The organism is Nonomuraea sp. SYSU D8015, from assembly GCF_008065375.1.
GTDB lineage: Bacteria > Actinomycetota > Actinomycetes > Streptosporangiales > Streptosporangiaceae > Nonomuraea.
Map to the genome: position 1 here is coordinate 985,136 of NZ_VJYI01000001.1, position 18,909 is coordinate 1,004,044.

Below are 18,909 nucleotides of genomic sequence, written 5' to 3' on the forward strand. Positions count from 1 at the left end.
GCGCGGCGACATTCCATCCGAAGGTTCCACATGTCCGACCAGCAGTCCGACAAGCGTCGGCGGCCACGGGTCCCGCTCTGGCGGGGGCCGTCGCGGGCCGGTGCGGACGTGGAGGTCCGGAGGGAGCCGCCGGAGCTGTCCATGGACCCGCGGGTCGTCGAAGCCCCGCCGGTCGAGCAGAGCGTCGTGGACAACGCCGTCTACATCGACGGCCGCCGGGTCGAGTCGCCGCCCACGTTGGCCGACACCTACCGCTGCCTGGAGGACCGCCCCGACGCCGTGGCCTGGATCGGCCTGTACCGGCCGGCCGAGCACCAGTTGGTGTCGCTGGCCGAGAAGTTCGCCCTGCACGAGCTCGCGCTGGAAGACGCCATCGTGGCCCATCAGCGGCCCAAACTGGATCGTTACGGCGACATGCTGTTCGTGGTGCTCCGCGCCGCCCGCTATCTGGACGAGGTGGAGGAGGTCGACTTCGCCGAGCTGCACGTGTTCGTGGGCCGCAACTTCGTGCTCACCGTCCGGCACGGCGAGACCCCAGACCTGGGGCAGGTACGCAAGCGGATGGAGGCCGACCCGGACCTGCTCCGCCAAGGCCCCGAGTCGATCCTGTACGCGATCTTGGATGCGGTCGTCGACGGTTATGCCCCCGTGGTGGCGGGGCTCCAGCACGACATCGACGAGATCGAGACCGAGGTGTTCCGCAGCGAGCCCCAGGTCTCTCGCCGCATCTACGAGCTGTCGCGTGAGGTCATCGAGTTCCAGCGGGCCACGCGCCCGCTGATCAGGATGATCGAGAACCTGTCCGCCGGATTCCCCGGCCACGGCCTGGAGGAGGAGCTCCAGAGCTATCTGCGTGACGTCGCCGACCACGCCACCACCGTCGCCGAACGGGTGGACGGCTTCCGCCAGATGCTGCAGGACATCCTGACGATCAACGCCACCCTGGTCACCCAGGCCCAGAACGAGGAGATGCGGCGCCTCACCGCGTCCAGCCACGCCCAGAACGAGCAAGTCAAGAAGATCTCCGCGTGGGCGGCCATCCTGTTCGCCCCGACCCTGATCGGCACGGCCTACGGGATGAACTTCGAGCACATGCCCGAGCTGAAATGGGCATGGGGCTACCCGTTCGCGCTGTTCCTCATGGCCCTCATCTCGCTCGTGCTGTACGTGGTCTTCAAACGCCGCGACTGGCTGTAAGCACCATGGGGTCGCTCTCACCACGGCGTCCGCCGGCCCGAACGCCCGGCCGGCGTGGGAGTTCGGCCTCGAGGACTCGAGGCCGCGCGGCGGCGGTCGGGCGTCACGCGGAGGGCGAGGCGGGCTGCTCGATCGCCTCCCGCCGGAACTCGCGGGGCGAGATCCCGTACTCCGAGCGGAACAGCTTGCTGAAGTGGCTGGGATCCTTGATCCCCCAGCGTCCGGCGATGGCCTGGACGGGCAGGTGGGCCAGCGAGGGATCGCCGAGGTCCCGGCGGATGCGGTCGAGCCGCCGGCGGCGGACGTGGTCGCCGACGGTGTGGCCCTGATGCTCGAACAGCTTGTGGAGGTAGCGCAGGGAGACGTTGTGGGCGGCGGCGATCGCGCCGGGAGGCAGGTCGTCGCCGAGGTGGCGGTCGATGTGGTCCAGTACCCGCTCCAGCAGCGAGACGCCGTCGCCGGGCGGACCTGTCCGGGACGACTCGCGCAGGACCGACCCGAGCAGGCCGGTGACGTGGTGGCCCAGCTCGCGCCCGGTCAGCGGGCCCAGCTGCGGCGCCTGATCGGCCATCTCCATCAGCATGGCCGCCAGGATGCGTGAGGTGGGCAGCCGGAGGATGTCGCGGTTGGCGGTGACGCCGCGGGCCGCATCCAGGAGATGATCCGTCGTGCCCGGCGCGATCCTGATCAGGAAATAGCGATAGGGGCCGTCGAACCGCAGGCGGAACGGCCGCGCACCGGAGTAGAGCATGAACTCGCCGGGCGACATCGAGGCGAGGCGGCCGTCCTGCTCCAGCCGGCCGTGTCCGTAGCGGAGCAGGCCCAGCAGGTGATCTCCCTCCGGGCCGGTCGCCGACGGCAGAGAGCTCACCCGGACCCCGTCATCGCCGGCGATCTCGCAGGCGCCCAGCATGCCGAAGCGGTACGGCCTCATCTCCGCCTCGTACGGGCGCCCCTCGTCGCGCACGAGGACGGCGTCCGGCGCACGCGCACCCTGGCGTGCGGCGGGGTCGAGATAGCCGTAGACGAGGGTGCCGTCCTGTCTCCGCTCGATGGGCATGGCCGCTCCTCCACCAGCAGTCGCGCGTGCTTCAGTGTCGGCCCAAGCACTGGAAGACCACAAGTGTGCGCTCTCGTACCAGTCCGTCCATCGCATCGCGGCCATCATCTGAGCATTCCTACCGGTCAACGCGGTGAAAGGCGGACCAGGGCGTGGACGTTCTGCTCGCCATCTTGAGCCAGTTCGGGCTGTACGGCCTGCTCACCCTCGGCGTCGCGATCATCTTCGCCGCGCTGCGGGTGGTCAACCTCGCCCAGGGCGATCTGGCGATGACCGGGGCGTACGTGGCCGTCACCGCCACCACCGTGGCGTTCGGCTGGCGGGTGCTGCTGGCCCTCGCGCTGTGCGTCCTGCCGCTGCTGGCGATCGAGCGGGTCCTGCTGCGGCGCCCGCTCGCGGACGGCCTGGCCACGATGCTGGTCACCTGGGGTGTGGGAATGGCGCTGCGGCAGGGCGCCGAGCTGCTGTTCACCTCCACGTCCCGGACCGTCGCGGCCCCCGCGGGGGGCACGGTCGAGCTGCTGGGCACCCCCTATCCGGCGTACCGCCTGGTGTCCGGGCTGGTGGCCGTGGCAGTGATCGCAGGCGTCCTGCTGGTCGCCTACCGGACGGGCTGGGGGCTCACGATGCGCGCCGTCGCGGACAACCCGACGATGGCGGCGCTGCTCGGCACGGATCCGCGCCGGATGCGGAGCGCGGCCTTCGTCATCGGCGGGATGCTGGCGGTCCTCGCGGGCGCCCTGTACAGCCCGCTCCTGGCGGTGAACCCCACGATGGGCTTCGGCCTGCTCGTCCCCATGTTCTTCGCCCTGCTGTTCAGCCGCCCGGGCGCCCTCGGGACCGCGGTCACGGCGGCGCTCCTGGTGGCCGCCCTGGCCGTGCTGCTGCGCACCTGGCTCACCGACACGCTCGCCGACGCGCTGTTCTACATCGTCATCATCGGGACCGCGGCGCTCCGGTCGCGTTCCCACGTACGGAGGTTGCTCTCATGGTCCCGTCGCATCCTTTCTCCCGCACGGTCGTCCTGACCAGTGTCGCGGCGGCCCTGCTGGCCACGACGGCGTGCAGCGGCTCAGCGGTCTCCAGCGCCGCGGGCGACGCCGGGGCGCCGCTGAAGATAGGCGTGGTGGTGCCGCTCACCGGCCCGGTGAGCGAGACGGGGAAGGCGCTCCAGCGCGGCTTCGAGCTGGGCGTGCAGAAGGTCAACGACAGCGGGGGAGTGGGGGGCGAGAAGGTCGAGTACGTCGTCGTCGACGACGCCGGCGACCCCGCGACCTCCACCCAGCTCGCCCGCAGGCTCATCCAGCAGGACCGCGTGTCGATGCTGTTCGGCACCATCACCGGCGACACCGCCGAGGCCGTGAGCAGGGTGGCCGAGGACGCCAAGGTGCCGTTCGGCACGGCCATCCTGGGCGACACCGAGGGATGCTTCCCCTACTCGTGGGGCTTCGGCGAATCCACCCGCCAGATCCTCGAGCCCAGCGTCCCGGAGCTGATCCGCACGTACGGCAAGCGCGTGGCCATCGCCGGGTCGGACTACAACTACCCGCACTTCTACGCCGGCATCGCCAAGGAGATCGTCAAGTCGGCCGGCGGCACGATCGTCGCCGAGGAGTACAGCCCCCTCGGCCAGACCGACTGGCAGCCGGTCGTCACCCGGCTGAAGGAGGCCGAACCCGATGTGCTGCTGTCCATGGTGGTCGGCGCGGACGCGGTGGCCTTCAGCCGGCAGGCCCAGCAGTTCGGGCTGATCACCCCGAAGCTCGGCTACGACGGCGCGCCCTTGGACTCCGACTACTATCCGGCGCTCTCCGATCTGGTGAACGGGCGCACCCACGTCGTGCGCTGGACCGATCAGCTCGACGACGCCGAGAGCAAGAAGTTCGTGGCCGACTACCGGGCGAAGTACAAGTGGACGCAGCCCCTGCCCGAGGTCGCCGGGAACGCCTACTTCGGCATCCAGTTCTTCCTCGCCGCCGCCGGCAAGGCCGGCCGCAACGACGGGCAGGCGATCAACACCGAGATCGGGCGGTTGCGGTTCGACTCCCCGCTGGGGAAGGGCACCCACTTCGAGCCGGCCAACCACCTGCTGCAGGCGGACATGCTGGAGACCACCATCGGCCCCGGCGGGGCCTACAAGGTGACGCGCAACCTCGGCCCGGTCGCCGACAAGGTCGCCAAGCAGGGGTGCGCGTGAGCAGGCGGGCCGCGGCCGCCACCGCGCTGCTGCTGCTCGCCCTGGCCGCGGCCCCCTTCGGGCTCAGCGCCTTCGCCGTCGCCACCCTGACGCTCGGCCTGTGCTACGCCCTGTTCACCTATGGCCTGGACCTGGCCTGGGGACGGGCCGGACTGCTCAGCGTCGGCCACGCGGCGTTCTTCGGCTGCGGCGCCTACGCGGTGGCGCTCAGCGAAGAACACGACGTTCCCCTGGCGCTCGCGCTGGTCGTGGCCCTGGCGGCGGCGACGGGGCTCGCGCTGATCGTGGTCCGCATCGGCCTGGCGTCCGGCATCCCCGACGCGCCGCTCATCCTGCTGACGCTCGGGGTCAGCCTGCTCCTGCAGAAGGCGGCGACCACCCTCACGCCCCTCACCAACGGGACCAACGGCCTGACGGTGTCCACCTCCGACGTGGTCACGACCTACTACCGCACGCTGGCCGCCGTCGTCGTGGTGGTGGGTCTGTGCACCTGGCTGATCGTCCGCAGCCGGTTCGGCGCGCGGCTGACGGCGGCGGCCCGCAACCCGGAGCGAGCCGCGCAGTCCGGCATCGACACCGTCCGCGTCCGATCCGCCGCCTTCGCGGCCAGCGGGGCCGTCTCGGCGGTCGCCGGAGCCCTGTACGCGCCCGTCGCCGGCCTGGTCTCGCCGTCCGTCTTCGGCCTGGGACTGTCGACCAGCGTCCTGGTCTGGCTCGCCCTGGGCGGACGGGAGTCCACGCTGGGCGCCCTGCTCGGCGCGGTCGCGCTCACGACCGGCCAGCAGCTCCTGGGCACCGCCTGGCAGGGCTGGTACGTCCTCGGACTCGCCGCACTGTTCGTCCTGCTCGTCCAGGTCGTACCGGGTGGGCTGGCCGGGCTCGTCCGCACCTGGCTGTCGGGCGGCGCACCCAAGGTCACGCTGCCCCCGTCCGCCTCCCGGGGCGGCGGTTCCGGGGCACCACCCGCCTTCCAAGGGGCCGAGGCTCCGCCCGTCTCCCGGGGCGGACGGCCCGCGACGCCGCCCGAGGCCGGCCGCGACGCCGCGCTCAGCCTGCGGGGGATCGCCAAGTCCTTCGGCCCCGTCCGCGTCCTCGACGGCGTGGACCTCGACCTCCGGCCGGGCCGGTGCGTCTGCCTGATCGGGCCCAACGGCGCGGGCAAGAGCACGCTGCTGGCCATCGTCGCCGGCCAGCTCGCGCCCGACGCCGGCACGCTGCGCATCTTCGGCCGGGACGCCTCGGGCGTGCCGGTGCACCGCCGGGTGCGCATGGGCGTCGGCCGCATGTTCCAGATCCCCAGCGTCGTCACCGAGCTGTCACCCGCCGACAACATCCGGCTGGCACGCATGGAGGCGCCGGCCAGGGCCGAGCTCCCTGAGGAGTACCGGGACCTGGTCACCGACGACGCGGCGGCGGCGGGCGCCCTGCCGCTGGCCGACCGGCGGCGCCTGGAACTGGCCATGGTGCTCGCCGGAGCCCCGCGACTGGTCCTGCTGGACGAGCCGGCGGCCGGCATGGGACGGCAGGACGCCCTGCGGCTGGCCCGTGAGCTCAGACAGATCACCGTACGGACCGGCTGCGCCATGCTCGTCGTCGAGCACGACATGGAGATCGTCAGAGAGCTCGCCGACGACGTCGTGGTGCTGCACGGCGGCCGGATCATCGCCCACGGCGCCATGGACGAGATCGTGGCCGACACGGCCGTGCGCGAGGCATACCTGGGGGTGGGCTGATGCTCGTGCTGACCTCTGTATCCGGCGGATACGGTCAGGCCAACGTCGTGCGCGACGTGACCGCGGCCGTCGCGGCGGGCGAGCTGGTCGCGCTGCTGGGACGCAACGGGACCGGCAAGACGACCCTGCTGCGCACCGTGTTCGGCCTGGCCGACCGGCAGGGCGGAGAGGTCGTCTTCGACGGCCGGGCCGTGCCGCCGGGCCGTCCCGACCTGCTCGCCCGGTGGGGGGCCTCCCTCATGCCCGAGGACCGCGGCGTGTTCCCGTCGCTGACCGTCGCCGAGAACCTCCGGCTGGCCACGCGCAGGGGGTTTCGTCCCCGCCGTCGACCCTCGCGAGCTGTTCCCGCTGCTGACCGAGCGGGCCGGCCAACCGGCCGGCACCCTCTCCGGCGGGCAGAAACAGCAGCTCGGCGTGGCGCGGGCGATCCTCGCCGGCCGGCGCATGGTCGTGGTGGACGAGCTGACCCAGGGCCTGCAGCCCTCGCTCGTGGCCGAGGTGCTGGCCGGGCTGACCGCCGTCGCCGCGGCCGGCGTGGCGGTGATCGTCGTCGACCAGCACGCCGGGCTGATGCTCGACCGGTGCCATCGCGCCCTCGTCATGGAGGCGGGCCGCCTCGTGCTCGACACGCCGGTCGGCCCCGAAACCCGTCAGCGGCTCGACGAGCTGCTCATGGTCCGCTGATTTCCCTTTTGGAGCTGATATGGATCCCTTCTCCTCCGCCGTCGATCTCGCCACGGCCGTACGCAAGCGCGACCTGAGCCCCGTCGAGATCGTGGACACGTACCTGGACCGGATCGATCGCTATGACCCTTCCCTGACCTGCTTCACCTGGCGTGATGACGACGAGGTGCGCGCCGCCGCCAGGCGGGCCGAGCAGGCCGTCGCCGACGGCGAGGACCTGCCGCCGTTCCACGGAGTGCCCATTCCGATCAAGGAGCTGACCGACGTGGCAGGCCAGCCGGCCACCTACGGCTCCCTGGGTGTGCACGACCGGCCCAGGCCGGAGAGCGAACCCGTCGTCACGCGCTTCCTGGACGCCGGATTCCTGCTCATGGGCCGCACGAACAGCCCCGAGATGGGCGTGTTGTCCACCACCGACAACCGCCGCTTCGGCAGCACCCGCAACCCCTGGGACCTCGCCCACAGCCCCGGCGGGTCCAGCGGCGGCGCGGCGGCCGCGGTGGCCGCCGGGCTGAGCCCCGTGGCGCACGCCAACGACGGCGGCGGCTCGATCCGCATGCCGTCCTCCAGCTGCGGCCTGGTAGGGCTCAAACCCAGCAGGGGACGGGTCCCGCAGCAGGTGGCGGCCTGGGAGCACGCCACCGTCGAAGGGGCGATCACCCGCTACACGCGGGATGCCGCCGCGCTGCTCGACGTCATGTCCGTACCGGACCGGCTGGCCTGGTACCAGGCGCCCGCCCCGGAACGCCCCTTCGCCGAGGAAGTGGGGCGCGACAGCGGGCGGTTGCGCATCGGCCTGCTCACCCAGGCGCCCACCGGCATGCCGGTGGACCCCCTCTGCGTCGAGGCGGCCGAGCGGGCGGCGCGGCTCCTGGAGTCACTCGGCCACGAGGTCTTCCCCGCATCTCCGCGGTTCTTCAGCGAGGAGGCGATCATGGGGTACGCGCAGACGGTTCTGGACGCCGCCCTGTGGGCCATGCCCTACGATCAGCCGGAACTCGCCGAACCACACCTGCGCCGCCGGATGGCACGCGCGAGGACCAGGCACTCCGGCGAGTACGTACGGGCCGCGTGCCGCCTGCAGCTGGAATCCCGCGCCGTCGTCGCCCAGTGGGGCGGCGATTTCGACGTCCTGCTCACCCCCACCATGGCCTGCCTCCCGCCGCTCGTCGACGCCGTGCTCCAGGAGGCCAACGACAACCCCGACGGGCTGCGGGTCACGGAGACTCAGATGATCTCGTTCACCGCGGTCTGCAACATCACCGGCCTGCCGGCGATCAGCCTGCCCCTGCACGCCTCGCCCACGGGTCTCCCGATCGGCGTCCAGCTCGTGGGCGGCCCGTGGGACGAGGCCGTGCTCATCCGCCTGGCCTCCGCCCTGGAGGCAGTGGACCGATGGCCCCTGCGCCGCCCCTCGGGCTTCATGGCGGACTGACCGCGAACTGAGGTCCCGTCGTGGGTGCGCGTCAGGGACGGGTGCGGGGGCGAGGGCGGGCGGTGGGGATCGGCAGCGGGTCCACGCCGGGGACGACGGTGTTGGAGACGACGCCGATGCCCTCGACGGTGAGGGTCACCGTGTCGCCGGGCTTGAGCGGGGGCGGGTCCTGGGCGCCGGTGCGCCCCCACAGTTCGGCCAGGCAGCCGCCGTTGCCGCAGGTGCCGGAGCCCAGCACGTCACCGGTCCGGACCCAGGCGCCGCGGGAGGCGTAGGCGACCAGGTCCTCGAACGGCCAGGCCATGTTGGACAGCAGGTCGCGGCCGACGACCTCGCCGTTGACCTCGGCGGTGAGTGCCAGGCGCAGGAAGCCGTCGGCGTCGCGGTACGGCTCCAGCTCGTCGGCGGTGACCAGCCACGGGCCGAGCGTGGTGGCGGCGTCCTTGCCCTTGCACGGGCCGAGCCCGACCTGCATCTCGCGGGACTGCAGGTCGCGGGCCGACCAGTCGTTGAAGACGGTGTAGCCGTAGATGTGGTCGCGGGCCTGCTCGGGCGCTAGGTCCCGGCCCGGGCGGCCGATGACGGCGGCGACCTCCAGCTCGAAGTCGAGGACGTGGCAGCCGGGCGGCATCGGCACGTCGTCGTGCGCGCCGATCATCGCGTACGGGTTGGAGAAATAGAAGGTCGGCGCGTCGTACCAGGCGTCGGGGACACCGGTGGCACCGCTGACGCTCCGCCGCACGCCCTCGACGTGCTCTTCGAAGGCGACGAAGTCGCGGACCGCGGGCGGCTCGATCGGCGGCAGCAGCCGGACCTCGGCCAGGGGCACGGCCGCACCGGTCGCGGGGACGCCGGCGGAGCCGAGCACGTCGAGCAGATCGGTGCCCGGGGGAAAGGGCAGGATCGACTCGCCGCTCACGAGGCCGCAGCGGCGCGTGCCCTGGTGAAGGCAGGTGGCCAGGCGCATGGTGGCTCCCGATCAGACCGGCGGGGCGACGAACAGGCCGCGGTCGACGTCGTTGAAGGACTCCTTGGCGACGAGCTCGTTCATGGGGTTGGCGGTGCCCCACTGGTCGGTGACCTCGGGCTGGGAGAAGTCGTGGACGTGCGGGTGCCAGGCGTCCTCGTCCAGCTCCTCCAGCTCGGTGGTGTACTCGACGGTGTTGCCGTGCGGGTCGAGGAAGTAGGAGAAGGTGTTGTCGCCGGCCAGGTGGCGTCCCGGGCCCCAGATCATGCGGACCCCGGCGCGGAGCAGGCGGCCCGTGCCGTACATGTACTCGTCGAGTCCACGAAGCTCGAAGCTGATGTGGTGCAGGCTGGCGTGCGGGCCGCGGGCGATGGCCATGCTGTGGTGCTGGGGGTTGCAGCGCATGAAGTGCATGACCTCGCCCATGCGCGGGTGGGCGAGGGTGTCGGACAGGGCGAAGCCGAGGTGGGTCTCGTACCAGGTGCGGGTGACGTCGATGTCCGGGGAGTTGAGCACCACGTGGGAGAGCCGCACGGGCACCGACTCCTTGGGCTCCAGCCTGCGGTGCCGCCTGACCGCGACGTCGGCGGAGACCTCGACGGTGCGGCCGTCGACGTCGAAGAAGCGGAAGCCGTAGCCGCCGCCGGGCGTGTCGAGCTTGCCGGGCTCGCTGACCAGCCGCACCTCGGCGGCGCGCAGCTGTTCCGCCAGCGCGTCGACGTCGTCTTCTGAGGCGGCGCCGAAGGAGATCAGGTCGAGCCGCTTCTCGCCGGCCTTGCGCAGGCGGATGACGTACTGCTCGGGCGAGCCCTCGGCGGCCAGGAACGAGATGCCGGTGTCGCCGGCGACCTCGGTCAGGCCCCAGACGCCGGAGTAGAAGTCGCGTTGCTTGTCGTAGTCGGGCACGGCCAGATCGACGTGCCGCAGATGCGTGATCAGTCTCATCGATGGTCCTTCAGATCGAACAGGCGGACGGCGTTGCCGCCGCGGATCGCGTCACAGAGGTCGGGGGGCAGGCCGCTCGCGCGGAGGGCCGCCAGCGGGTCGGGGTCGCCCATGTCGAAGGGGAAGTCGGAGCCGAGCAGCACCCGCTCCCGCCCGGCGACCCCGGCGAGCGTGCGCAGCGCGGACGGGTCGTGCACGAGGGAGTCGAAGTGCAGCTCGCGCAGGTAGCTGCTGGGCTCGCGGGCGCAGCCGCGGGCGTCGGGCCGCGTCCGCCAGCCGTGGTCGGCCCGGCCCAGGTAGTACGGCAGGTAGCCGCCGCCGTGCGCGGCCAGCAGCCTCAGCCCAGGATGCCGGTCGAGCACGCCGGAGAAGATCAGATGGGAGAGGGCGACGGCGTTCTCGACGGGCTGGCCGACGATGTTGGACAGGTACCAGCGGTCGAGCCGCTCGTCGAGCGTGCAGCCGAACGGGTGGAGGAAGACCACCGCCCCGCTCTCGGCGGCGCTCGCCCAGAAAGGCTCGTAGGCGGGGTCGGACAGGTCGCGGCCGGGGGCGTGCGAGGAAATCTCCACGCCCTTCAGCCCCAGGCCGAGCGCGTGCTCCAGGGCCTCCATCAGGAGGGAGGGGTGCTGGAGCGGGGCCAGGCCGAGGCCGTACAGGCGGCCGGGGGCCTGGGCCACGTGCTCGGCCACGCCCTCGGCGGCCAGGCGGCAGATCCGCCCGGCCAGGCCGGGATCGGCCCAGTAGTGGTAGTGGTTCGGGGACGGGGAGACGATCTGCACGTCCACGCCGGCGGCGTCCATGGCGGCGAGCCGGTCGGGGACGCGGGTCAGCAGGCCGATCCGCTCGCCGATCATCCGGCCGGAGACGGCCAGCGCGTCGGGGCCGTTGCGCCGGGCGTCCAGCTCGCGGTGCGCGGCCAGTCCGGGATGGCCCTGGACGGCCTGCTCGATCTCGGGCAGCAGCACGTGCGCGTGCACGTCGACGGTGATCACGGGCGTTCGGTCACCATCGCGGCGATGCGGCCCATCAGCCCCGGGACGTCGGCGTCCCTGGCGTGCTCCAGTTGCCAGCGGGCCAGCTGCAGGGACGCCTCGACCACCGCCTTGACGCGCGCGTGGCGTCGGTCCATGAAGGCGTCGAACAGCTCCTGGTCCAGCCGGTCGGCGGCGAGCAGCAGCTCGGCCAGGACGGCCGCGTCCTCCAGGCACTGGGCGGCGCCCTGGGCGAGCGTGGGCGGGCAGGCGTGCGCGGCGTCGCCGATCAGGACGACCCGTCCGCGGTTCCACGGGCGGTCCACCAGCAGCCACTCGAACCAGGTGTAGTTGATGCGGTCCGGGTCGGTGATACCGGCGCTGATCTCCGCCCAGACGCCGCCGTAGCCCTCGGCGAGCGCCCGCATGTGGGCGACCTTGTCGCCGACCGCCTCGCGGGGCCTGGCCCTCTCCACCAGGTACGCGTACATGGTGTCCGGGCCGGTCGGGCAGTAACCGCCGATGAAGCAGGGGCCGCCGTAGGTCAGGTCGGTGCGCTCGACCTCCTTGGGGCGACGGGTGTGGATGCGCCAGATGCCCATGCCGTTCGGCTCGGGGGCGACGTCGATGCCGAGCAGGCCGCGCACCTTGGACCGGATGCCGTCGGCGCCCACGACCAGGTCATAGACGCGCTCGGTGCCGTCGGACAGCCGCACCCTGCCGGTTTCCGCGACCGCGTCCACCGTCGTCCCGTACATGGTCGTGGCGCCGGCGTCGCGCACGGCGTCGGCCAGGACGGCGGCCAGTTCCGGGCGGTTCATGCCGAGGGTCGCCGGCAGGTCGGGGCCGCCGGTGCGGGCGTCGGGGATCTCCGCGAGCAGCGTCCCGTCGGGGGCGCGCAGCCCGAGCGAGTCGAACGCGAAGCCCGCGGCGCTGACCCGCTCCCACACGCCGAGGTCGCGCAGCACCCGCAGCGCGTTGCCCTGCAGGGTGATGCCGGAGCCGAGCGTGGTGATCTCCGGTTTGATCTCGGCGAGCTCCACGGTGACGCCGGCGCGGGCGAGCAGGATAGCCAGGGCCGAGCCGGCGGTGCCGGCCCCGACGACGAGGACGTTGCTTACTGCTGGCATGGTCGTCTCACTTGAAGGCCAGGGGGTTGACGGGGGATCCGACCGCGCCGGTGACGGGCAGCGGGGCGGCGGCCAGGAAGAACTCGTAGACGCCGTCGGCGGCGCAGTGCGCGGCGAGGGCGTCCAGGTCCCACATCTCGCCGACGAGCAGGCCGATGTGCGGGATGGCGACCTGGTGCAGCGGCTGGAAGGCGCCGTCGAACTCGTTCGGGCGCACCTCGAAGCCCCACGTGTCGGTGGCGACGGCGGCGATCTCGGTGCGGTGCAGCCAGCCGGCCGTGGTGAACGACAGGCCCGGCGCGGGGCCGCCCGCGTAGTCGCCCCACCCGTCGCGGCGGGCGCGGGTGAGCCGGCCGGTGCGCACGCACACGATGTCGCCGCGGCCGACGGCGACGCCGTGCGCCTCGGCCGTGGCGGCGAGGTGCTCTTCCGTGATCGCGAATCCGTCCGGCAGCTCGCCGTCGTCGCCGTGGACGCGCCCCACGTCGAGCAGGACACCGCGGCTCGCGACGGGCGCGGCCAGATGCTCGATGCCGGTGACGAGGTCGCCCTCGCTGGTGACGACCTTGTCGGCGGGGCGGCCGTTCCACGCCCTGCCGTGGTCGAAGATGTGGCCCAGGCCGTCCCACTGGGTGGAGCACTGCAGCGGCATGGCGATCACGTCGTCCGCGCCGCCGAACCCGTGCGGGAAGCCCTGGTCGCCGTGGACGGCGTCCAGGCCGGTGTCGGTCATGGTGTGCACAGGATTGGTACGGCGGCGCCAGCCCTTCTGCGGGCCGTCGGCGTCGAAGCGCTGGGACAACGAGAACGACACGCCGAGCCGGACGAGGGCCGCGGCCTCTCGGCGTTTGGCCTCGTCGATGAAGTTGACGGTGCCCAGCACGTCGTTCTCGCCCCAGCGGCCCCAGTTCGAGCAGCGGGCGGCGGCCTCGGCGATGGCGCGCTCGGGGTCGGTGCGGTCCGCCATCACGATTCCTCGGCCACGCAGCGGTTGCGCTGGACGCCCAGCCCGCTGATCGTGCCCTCCATCACGTCGCCCGGCCGCAGCAGCCGGCCCCAGTGCAGGCCGTTCCCGGCGGGGCTTCCGGTGAGCACCAGGTCTCCGGGCAGCAGCTCGACGGTCTGCGAGGCGTAGGAGACCAGCCGTGCCACGTCGAAGATCATGTCCTTGGTGGACTCGTCCTGCATGACGTCGCCGTTGAGCCGCAGCGTCACCCGCAGGTTGGACGGGTCGCCGGCGAAGGCCGACGGCACCAGGTACGGGCCCAGCGGGGTGAAGGTCGGGGCGCTCTTGGCACGCAGCCAGTCGGTGCCGATCTCCGGCATGTCGCGGCGGAACACCAGCTCGCGGGCGGTGATGTCGTTGGCGATGGTGTAGGCCGCCACGTGCGCCGGCGCCTGCTCCGGGGTCACCCGGAAGGCCGGCCGGCCGATCACCGCCGCCAGCTCCAGCTCCCAGTCCGGCTTGGCGCACCAGGCCGGGATCACCACGTCGTCGTACGGCCCGGTGACCGAGGACGGCAGCCCGACGAACATGTAGGGCTGGTCCTCGGCCGCGCGGCGGTCCATCATCGCCGCGACCTCGGCCCGCACCTGCTCTGCCGGGCGGCCGCCGGCGGGCTCGTGCGCCACGGCCAGGTCGATCACGTGGGTGCGGTAGTTGGCCCCGGACTGCAGGATCTGCCGGGGCTCGACCGGGGCGTGCACGCGTAGCCGGGCCAGCGGCAGCCGCTCGCCCGACGTGGCCGCGGCGGCCTCGCCCAGCAGCGGCAGGACGTCGTCCCAGCGCTCCAGCAGCGCGCGCGTGGTCGGCTCGGGCAGGTCCAGCGCGGGAACGGAACGCAGGTCGAGAACCTGCTCGCCGGTGACGAGACCCGGGAAGGCCGGGCCGTCGCCGGTGGAGAACGTGCCGACCGCGAAAGGGCCGGCAGGGGGCGAAGATGTGTCCACGGTGTTTTCCTCCGGATGTGGTGCCCTTAACCTTGGGCTAACAGAGCAGATCTGAGAAATTGATTTGCCGTATGGTCGGCATCCATCAGACGGATAGGACAGGGCCCGCGTGAACCTCGCCAGCCTGGACCTCAACCTCCTCGTCGTGCTGCGCGCCCTGCTGGAGGAGCGCAACGTGACCCGCGCCGGGGCGCAGATCGGGCTCAGCCAGCCCGCCGCCAGCGCGGCGCTGGCCCGGCTCCGCCGCCACTTCTCCGACGAGCTGCTGGTGAGAAGGGGCAACCACTACGAGCTGACGCCGCTGGCCACCGCCCTGCGGGAACCGGCGGCCAACGCCTGCGCCATGCTGGAGCGGCTCTTCAGCAGCCGGCCCGACTTCCGCCCGGCCACCGAGCAGCACGACTTCACACTGCTCACCTCCGACTACGCCGTCGCGGTGTTCGGCGCCGAGCTCGCCCGCGCCCTGCACGCCGAGGCGCCCGGGGTCCGGCTGCACTTCCGGCACGTGCCGCCCGACATCGTGGAAACCGCCGACACGGTGCTCAGCAGCGTGGACGGGCTGCTGATGCCCCACGGTGTGATCAGCGGCTTCTCGACGGTGGAGCTGTACCGCGACGAGTGGGTCTGCCTGATCTCCGCCGACCACGCCGAGATCGGCGATCGGATCACCATGGACGACCTGGCCCGTCTGCCGTGGGCGGTCTACCAGCGGACCTTCGACGCGCCCGTCACCCGGCAGCTCAGCATGCTCGGCCTGGAGCCGTACGTGGACGTGTCCGTGCACAGCTTCCAGGCGCTGCCCGCCCTGGTGGCCGGCACGCGGCGGGTCGCGCTGATCCAGCGGCGGCTGGCCCACCTGCTGCACGGCCTCGCCCCGGTCCGCGTGCTGCCCTGCCCGTTCGAGGCGGTGCCCGTGCAGGAAGCCCTGTGGTGGCACCCCCTGCACACCCACGACGCCGCGCACACATGGCTCCGCGAGATGGCCGCCCGCGTGGCCGGTCGGCTGCCCGACCTCACCGACCTGCACCAGGCAGGAGGGAAAGACGGCTGACGGACCGTGAGCGCTCCTCCTACTCTCGGAGTACGCGTCCTCTCGGAGTACGCGTCGGAACCCACGAGGAGCAGCGATGACGCAGGACGGCACCGCCGGAGTTCCTCAAGCAGATCGAGCGGATCTCGGCCGTCGACGGCTCCACCGGCTGGGTGGCGAGCTTCGGCTCCCAGCTGGTCTACCTCGGCTCGCTGCCGCTGGAGACCCAGGCCAAGCTGTACGCAGACGGCCCCGACGTCGTCTTCGCCGGGGCGCTGTTCCCGGTTCAGCAGGCCACCCCGACGGAGCGCGGCTTCCTCCTCAACGGCCGCTGGAAGTTCGCCAGCGGTTGCGTGGCCGCCGACATCGTCTGCGTCGGCATCCCCGGCGACGACTCGACCTCCGGCAAGCCGCGCGGGGCGGTCGTACGCCCCGAGCGCCTGGAGATCGTGCGGGACTGGGACGTCGTCGGCATGCGCGGCACCGGCTCCTTCGACCTGGTCGCCGAGGACGTCGAGGTCGAGCGGGAGTGGACCTTCATCCGCGGCGGGGAGCCGGTGATCGACGAGCCGCTCTACCGCTACCCCGCGATCACGTACGCCGCCCAGTCGCTCTCCGTCGTCTCCGCCGGCGTCGCCCGGGCCGCCCTCGACCACGCCGAGGAGGCCGGCGGCGGCCGGGCGAGCATCACCGGCGCCCCGAAGCTCGCCGACCGCGCCTACTACCGCGCGGGCATCGCCGAGGCCGAGGCCGTGCTCCGCTCCGCCCGCGCCTACTTCTACGAGGCCGCCGACGAGGCCTGGCAGACGCTCGCCGCAGGCGGCCTGGTCAGCGACGAGCAGAACGCGCACATGCGGCTGTCGGCCGCCCACCTCGCCAGGACCGCCTCGGAGGTGGTCCACAAGGTCGTCTCGCTCTCCGGCACCGCCGCGATCCACCGCGACCACCCGCTCCAGGCCCTGCTCGGCGACGCGGTGGTGCCGCAGGAGCACGCCTTCCTCAGCCCGGCGATGTACGACGCCGCGGGCGCCGTCTTCATGGGCCGCCCGCCCACCGTCCCCGCCTTCCGCTGAGCGCGGGTGGCCGAGAGCCGATCGCTACGGCCGACGACGGGAGATCGCCCGGTCGAGGAGGACGGCCGGGATCGTGACCAGCGCCAGACCGGCGCCGATCCATGGGATGGAGCCGACGCCGGCGCCCTCATGGAGCGCGACCCCTGCCAGGACGGGAACGAGGCTGATGCCCAGTTGGAAGGCCGAGACAGCGGTGGCCCCGGCGAGGGTGGGCGCTTGTGAGGCGATGGCGAACACTCGCCCGTAGATGGCGGGGTTCAGCACGAATCCAGCGATCCCGAGGAGCAGGACGAGCAGGACGACGGCCACGGCGTGCTCGGCGAGGACTGCCAGCAGGACGGAACCGGCTCCTATCCCGATCGCCCCGGCCAGGAGCGCGTGGAAGGGCCGCCGGTCGGCGATTCTGCCCCCGATGGAAAGGCCGAGGAAGGCGCCGATGCCGAACAGCGTGAGGATCGCGGGAACGGCCACGGCCGGGATCCCGGTGACGTCGGTCAGGAACGCCGCGAGGTAGTTGTACGAGATCATGTAGGCGGCCGTGCTCAGGAGGGTCACGGTGTAGACGACCCACAGGCGCGGTCGTCTCATGGTGCGAAGCTCCCGCCGCACGCTGGGTTCCGCGTCCGCACGGGTCGCGGGCACGGCGGCGAACGTCAAGACCGCGCCGGCGGCGGTGAGGGCCACCACGGCCCAGAATCCGCCCCGCCACCCGGTGAAGTGACTGAGCAACGCGCCGGCCGGGCCGCCCGCCACCATCGCGAGGCTGAGCCCGCTGACGACCACGCCGGAGGCGCGTGCGGTGCGGCTGGGACTGACCAGGCTGATCGCGGTGACCGCTGCCACCGCCCAGTACCCGGCATGGGCCAGGCCGCACATCAGCCGTGTCACCAGCAACACGGCGTAGTCGTCGACGAGGAGGCCGGCCGCCACCGAGACGGCGAGACGCCGTCTCCTCGTACGTGGCGAAGGCGGCGCCGCACAAGCTCCAAGCGCTCCAGCGCCATCTGCAACCCCTGCGCCCCCGCCACGAGAACACCCGCGACAACCTGGCGTGGTACATGGGCGTGACCGACAAGCAGCCCTACATCGACCACGCGCGCCAGGTCCACCGGCTGGTCAAGCGGCTCCCGCACACCCGCGAGCAGCAACTGGCCCTGCACCACGCCCGTCAGATCCTCTCCTGGTACGAAGCCTTCAGCCTGAAGGACAACTACGCCTACCGCGACAGCCGCGCGGCCGAGAACCTGCGCTGGTGGCAGCGCTACACCGGCGACAAGGTCGCCTACTGGGCGGCCGCCGCCCACACGGCCGACGCCCCCGGCCTGCAGGTCGTCCCGGGCGGGCAGTCGGTCCGGTTCGACAGCGCGGGCTCCCACCTGCGGCGCTGGTACGGCGACGCCTACCGGTCCGTCGGCGTCACCTTCGACCACGGCACGCTCAACGACGGCCCCGGCTGCGGCACCGCCCCGGCTACGGTGCCGCGCCCCGCGGCCGACTTCGTCAACCGCGCGCTGGGCGACGCCGGCCTCGACGAATACGCCGTCGACCTGCGCTCTCCCGCGCCCAAGGCGGTCCTCGACTGGCTGCGCGCGCCCGCGAAGTTGCGTGGCTACCGGGCCTACACCCCTGAGCAGCCGCAAAAGTCGTACATGACCGGCGGCTCCTTGGCGCAGTGGTTCGACGTGATCGTCCACCGCCGGGAGATCACCCCTTGCACACCCCTCTAGCACCCGTCGCACGGATCACGTCGCCGGGCGCACGCCGACGGGGAACGGCGCCTGCGTCGCCTTCGCCGGAGCGGCGCCCGGCCCGCACAGCGCCGGCACCGTGTGCTCGCCCAGCGCCGCATCGATCGGATGGGGCACGACGGCGCCGTTCTCGTCCAGGCGCTGGCACCAGATGCGGTTTATCCCGAACGACACCTGGCGGCGGCCGTCCGGGCTGGACGCCGATCGCGTGCCCATGCCGAAGACGCCCCGTCGCTTCCCCCAGAACCGGCCGCAGGGCAGGTCGACGCGACGGCGCCCGCCGTACTCGCCCACGACATGTCGTACAGGCTCACGCGGCGGGTCGATCGCTCCGAACAGCGAGGTGTACGCCTTGGAGTGCGGCCCCGGGATGTGCGGCGTGCGCGGGAACGAGGTGTGCCGGAGGCCGGCGCGGTGGATCACGTCGCGGGTGCCCGTCACCTTCTCCAGCAGCAGGCCGGCGAACACGTGGTTGGTGTTGGAGTACGCCCCGGGCTCCGTTCCCGGCTCGCCGGTCGGGGGAGCGCCGAGGCGCGGTTCGGCGAGCTCTTCCTTGGCGAAGGTGCGGAGGCGGTTGGCGTCCAGGCTGGCGGGCGAGCCTTCCAGCACCGAGGGGAACACGTGGGGGAGAAAGTCGGCGATGTGGCTGGTGTGGTTGAGCAGCGTCCGTACGGTGACCTTCTGGCCGCGCTCGCCCGGCACCGGCTCGGGCAGGTGGCGGCCGATCGGGGCGTCCAGCTCGACGGCGCCGCGCTCCACCTGCTGGAGGACGGCCACGTGTCCGCC

17 protein-coding genes and 2 pseudogenes are annotated in these 18,909 nt (G+C 72.4%); 10 read left to right on the top strand and 9 right to left on the bottom strand.

Going from position 1 to position 18,909, the window contains the following annotated elements; genetic code table 11:
• The first annotated feature begins 30 nt into the window (after positions 1 to 30).
• Complete coding sequence (gene corA / locus ID574_RS06665) at positions 31 to 1,197, top strand: magnesium/cobalt transporter CorA (protein WP_188187819.1); 1,167 nt, start codon at positions 31 to 33, stop codon at positions 1,195 to 1,197.
• Between the two features lie 103 nt (positions 1,198 to 1,300).
• On the opposite strand, the gene ID574_RS06670 is transcribed toward corA, so the two are convergent.
• A complete protein-coding gene (locus ID574_RS06670) occupies positions 1,301 to 2,257 on the bottom strand; it encodes a helix-turn-helix domain-containing protein (protein WP_188187820.1) in 957 nt (318 codons plus the stop codon).
• A gap of 152 nt (positions 2,258 to 2,409) precedes the next feature.
• Here ID574_RS06670 and ID574_RS06675 point away from each other — a divergent pair, with 152 nt between their 5' ends.
• The 6 genes and pseudogenes from ID574_RS06675 (at position 2,410) to ID574_RS06695 (ending at position 8,306) form a co-directional block, all read left to right on the top strand.
• The gene (locus ID574_RS06675; protein WP_188187821.1) at positions 2,410 to 3,285 is read left to right on the top strand and encodes a branched-chain amino acid ABC transporter permease; all 876 of its coding nucleotides are present in this window, start codon (positions 2,410 to 2,412) and stop codon (positions 3,283 to 3,285) included.
• A complete protein-coding gene (locus ID574_RS06680; protein ID WP_188187822.1) occupies positions 3,246 to 4,454 on the top strand; it encodes an ABC transporter substrate-binding protein in 1,209 nt (402 codons plus the stop codon). Before ID574_RS06675 ends, ID574_RS06680 begins: the two co-directional genes overlap by 40 nt.
• Complete coding sequence (locus ID574_RS06685; RefSeq protein ID WP_188187823.1) at positions 4,451 to 6,187, top strand: branched-chain amino acid ABC transporter ATP-binding protein/permease; 1,737 nt, start codon at positions 4,451 to 4,453, stop codon at positions 6,185 to 6,187. Before ID574_RS06680 ends, ID574_RS06685 begins: the two co-directional genes overlap by 4 nt.
• Positions 6,187 to 6,501: pseudogene (locus ID574_RS62700) on the top strand (ATP-binding cassette domain-containing protein); the annotation flags it as partial. The gene ID574_RS06685 and the pseudogene ID574_RS62700, both read left to right, overlap by 1 nt.
• Before the next feature lie 37 nt (positions 6,502 to 6,538).
• Positions 6,539 to 6,871: an ATP-binding cassette domain-containing protein gene (locus ID574_RS61480; RefSeq protein ID WP_262495959.1), complete on the top strand. Its 333-nt coding sequence runs from the start codon at positions 6,539 to 6,541 to the stop codon at positions 6,869 to 6,871.
• 19 nt (positions 6,872 to 6,890) lie between these two features.
• On the top strand, positions 6,891 to 8,306 hold the full coding sequence (locus tag ID574_RS06695; RefSeq protein ID WP_188187825.1) for an amidase: 1,416 nt from the start codon (positions 6,891 to 6,893) through the stop codon (positions 8,304 to 8,306).
• A 31-nt stretch (positions 8,307 to 8,337) separates the two neighbouring features.
• Here ID574_RS06695 and ID574_RS06700 read toward each other — a convergent pair whose 3' ends face one another.
• From ID574_RS06700 to ID574_RS06725, 6 genes are read right to left on the bottom strand one after another with little or no spacing between them, the layout of a single operon-like run.
• Positions 8,338 to 9,273, bottom strand: a complete 936-nt coding sequence (locus ID574_RS06700; protein WP_188187826.1) for a fumarylacetoacetate hydrolase family protein — start codon at positions 9,271 to 9,273, stop codon at positions 8,338 to 8,340.
• Between the two features lie 12 nt (positions 9,274 to 9,285).
• Entirely contained in the window at positions 9,286 to 10,218 is a 933-nt protein-coding gene (locus ID574_RS06705; protein ID WP_188187827.1) for a VOC family protein, read from the bottom strand.
• Positions 10,215 to 11,213, bottom strand: a complete 999-nt coding sequence (locus ID574_RS06710) for an amidohydrolase family protein (protein WP_223166418.1) — start codon at positions 11,211 to 11,213, stop codon at positions 10,215 to 10,217. Before ID574_RS06710 ends, ID574_RS06705 begins: the two co-directional genes overlap by 4 nt.
• Complete coding sequence (locus ID574_RS06715) at positions 11,210 to 12,322, bottom strand: FAD-dependent monooxygenase (protein WP_188187828.1); 1,113 nt, start codon at positions 12,320 to 12,322, stop codon at positions 11,210 to 11,212. The genes ID574_RS06710 and ID574_RS06715 overlap by 4 nt, the downstream gene beginning before the upstream one ends.
• Before the next feature lie 7 nt (positions 12,323 to 12,329).
• Positions 12,330 to 13,289, bottom strand: coding sequence for a cyclase family protein (locus tag ID574_RS06720; RefSeq protein ID WP_223166419.1), 960 nt, complete (start codon positions 13,287 to 13,289; stop codon positions 12,330 to 12,332).
• Entirely contained in the window at positions 13,289 to 14,272 is a 984-nt protein-coding gene (locus tag ID574_RS06725; protein ID WP_188187830.1) for a fumarylacetoacetate hydrolase family protein, read from the bottom strand. Before ID574_RS06725 ends, ID574_RS06720 begins: the two co-directional genes overlap by 1 nt.
• 109 nt (positions 14,273 to 14,381) lie before the next feature.
• On the opposite strand from ID574_RS06725, the gene ID574_RS06730 reads away from it, so the two are divergent.
• Complete coding sequence (locus ID574_RS06730; protein WP_188187831.1) at positions 14,382 to 15,323, top strand: LysR family transcriptional regulator; 942 nt, start codon at positions 14,382 to 14,384, stop codon at positions 15,321 to 15,323.
• A gap of 152 nt (positions 15,324 to 15,475) precedes the next feature.
• Entirely contained in the window at positions 15,476 to 16,375 is a 900-nt protein-coding gene (locus ID574_RS06735) for an acyl-CoA dehydrogenase family protein (protein WP_223166420.1), read from the top strand.
• Positions 16,376 to 16,399: 24 nt separating this feature from the next.
• Here the strand turns inward: ID574_RS06735 and ID574_RS06740 are convergent.
• Positions 16,400 to 17,311: pseudogene (locus ID574_RS06740) on the bottom strand (MFS transporter); the annotation flags it as partial.
• Here ID574_RS06740 and ID574_RS06745 point away from each other — a divergent pair.
• On the top strand, positions 17,257 to 18,102 hold the full coding sequence (locus tag ID574_RS06745) for an erythromycin esterase family protein (RefSeq protein ID WP_223166421.1): 846 nt from the start codon (positions 17,257 to 17,259) through the stop codon (positions 18,100 to 18,102). The pseudogene ID574_RS06740 and the gene ID574_RS06745 sit on opposite strands and share 55 nt — an antisense overlap.
• 15 nt (positions 18,103 to 18,117) lie before the next feature.
• Here ID574_RS06745 and ID574_RS06750 read toward each other — a convergent pair whose 3' ends face one another.
• Complete coding sequence (locus ID574_RS06750; protein ID WP_223166422.1) at positions 18,118 to 18,900, bottom strand: serine hydrolase domain-containing protein; 783 nt, start codon at positions 18,898 to 18,900, stop codon at positions 18,118 to 18,120.
• Positions 18,901 to 18,909 lie beyond the last annotated feature (9 nt).

Bases quoted from the DNA above. Each gene is read 5' to 3' on its own strand.
- ID574_RS06705 (WP_188187827.1), bottom strand. From the start codon at position 10,218: ATGAGACTGATCACGCATCTGCGGCACGTCGATCTGGCCGTGCCCGAC.
- corA (WP_188187819.1), top strand. From the start codon at position 31: ATGTCCGACCAGCAGTCCGACAAGCGTCGGCGGCCACGGGTCCCGCTC.
- ID574_RS06680 (WP_188187822.1), top strand. From the start codon at position 3,246: ATGGTCCCGTCGCATCCTTTCTCCCGCACGGTCGTCCTGACCAGTGTC.
- ID574_RS06670 (WP_188187820.1), bottom strand. From the start codon at position 2,257: ATGCCCATCGAGCGGAGACAGGACGGCACCCTCGTCTACGGCTATCTC.
- ID574_RS06695 (WP_188187825.1), top strand. From the start codon at position 6,891: ATGGATCCCTTCTCCTCCGCCGTCGATCTCGCCACGGCCGTACGCAAG.
- ID574_RS06715 (WP_188187828.1), bottom strand. From the start codon at position 12,322: ATGCCAGCAGTAAGCAACGTCCTCGTCGTCGGGGCCGGCACCGCCGGC.
- ID574_RS06700 (WP_188187826.1), bottom strand. From the start codon at position 9,273: ATGCGCCTGGCCACCTGCCTTCACCAGGGCACGCGCCGCTGCGGCCTC.
- ID574_RS06720 (WP_223166419.1), bottom strand. From the start codon at position 13,289: ATGGCGGACCGCACCGACCCCGAGCGCGCCATCGCCGAGGCCGCCGCC.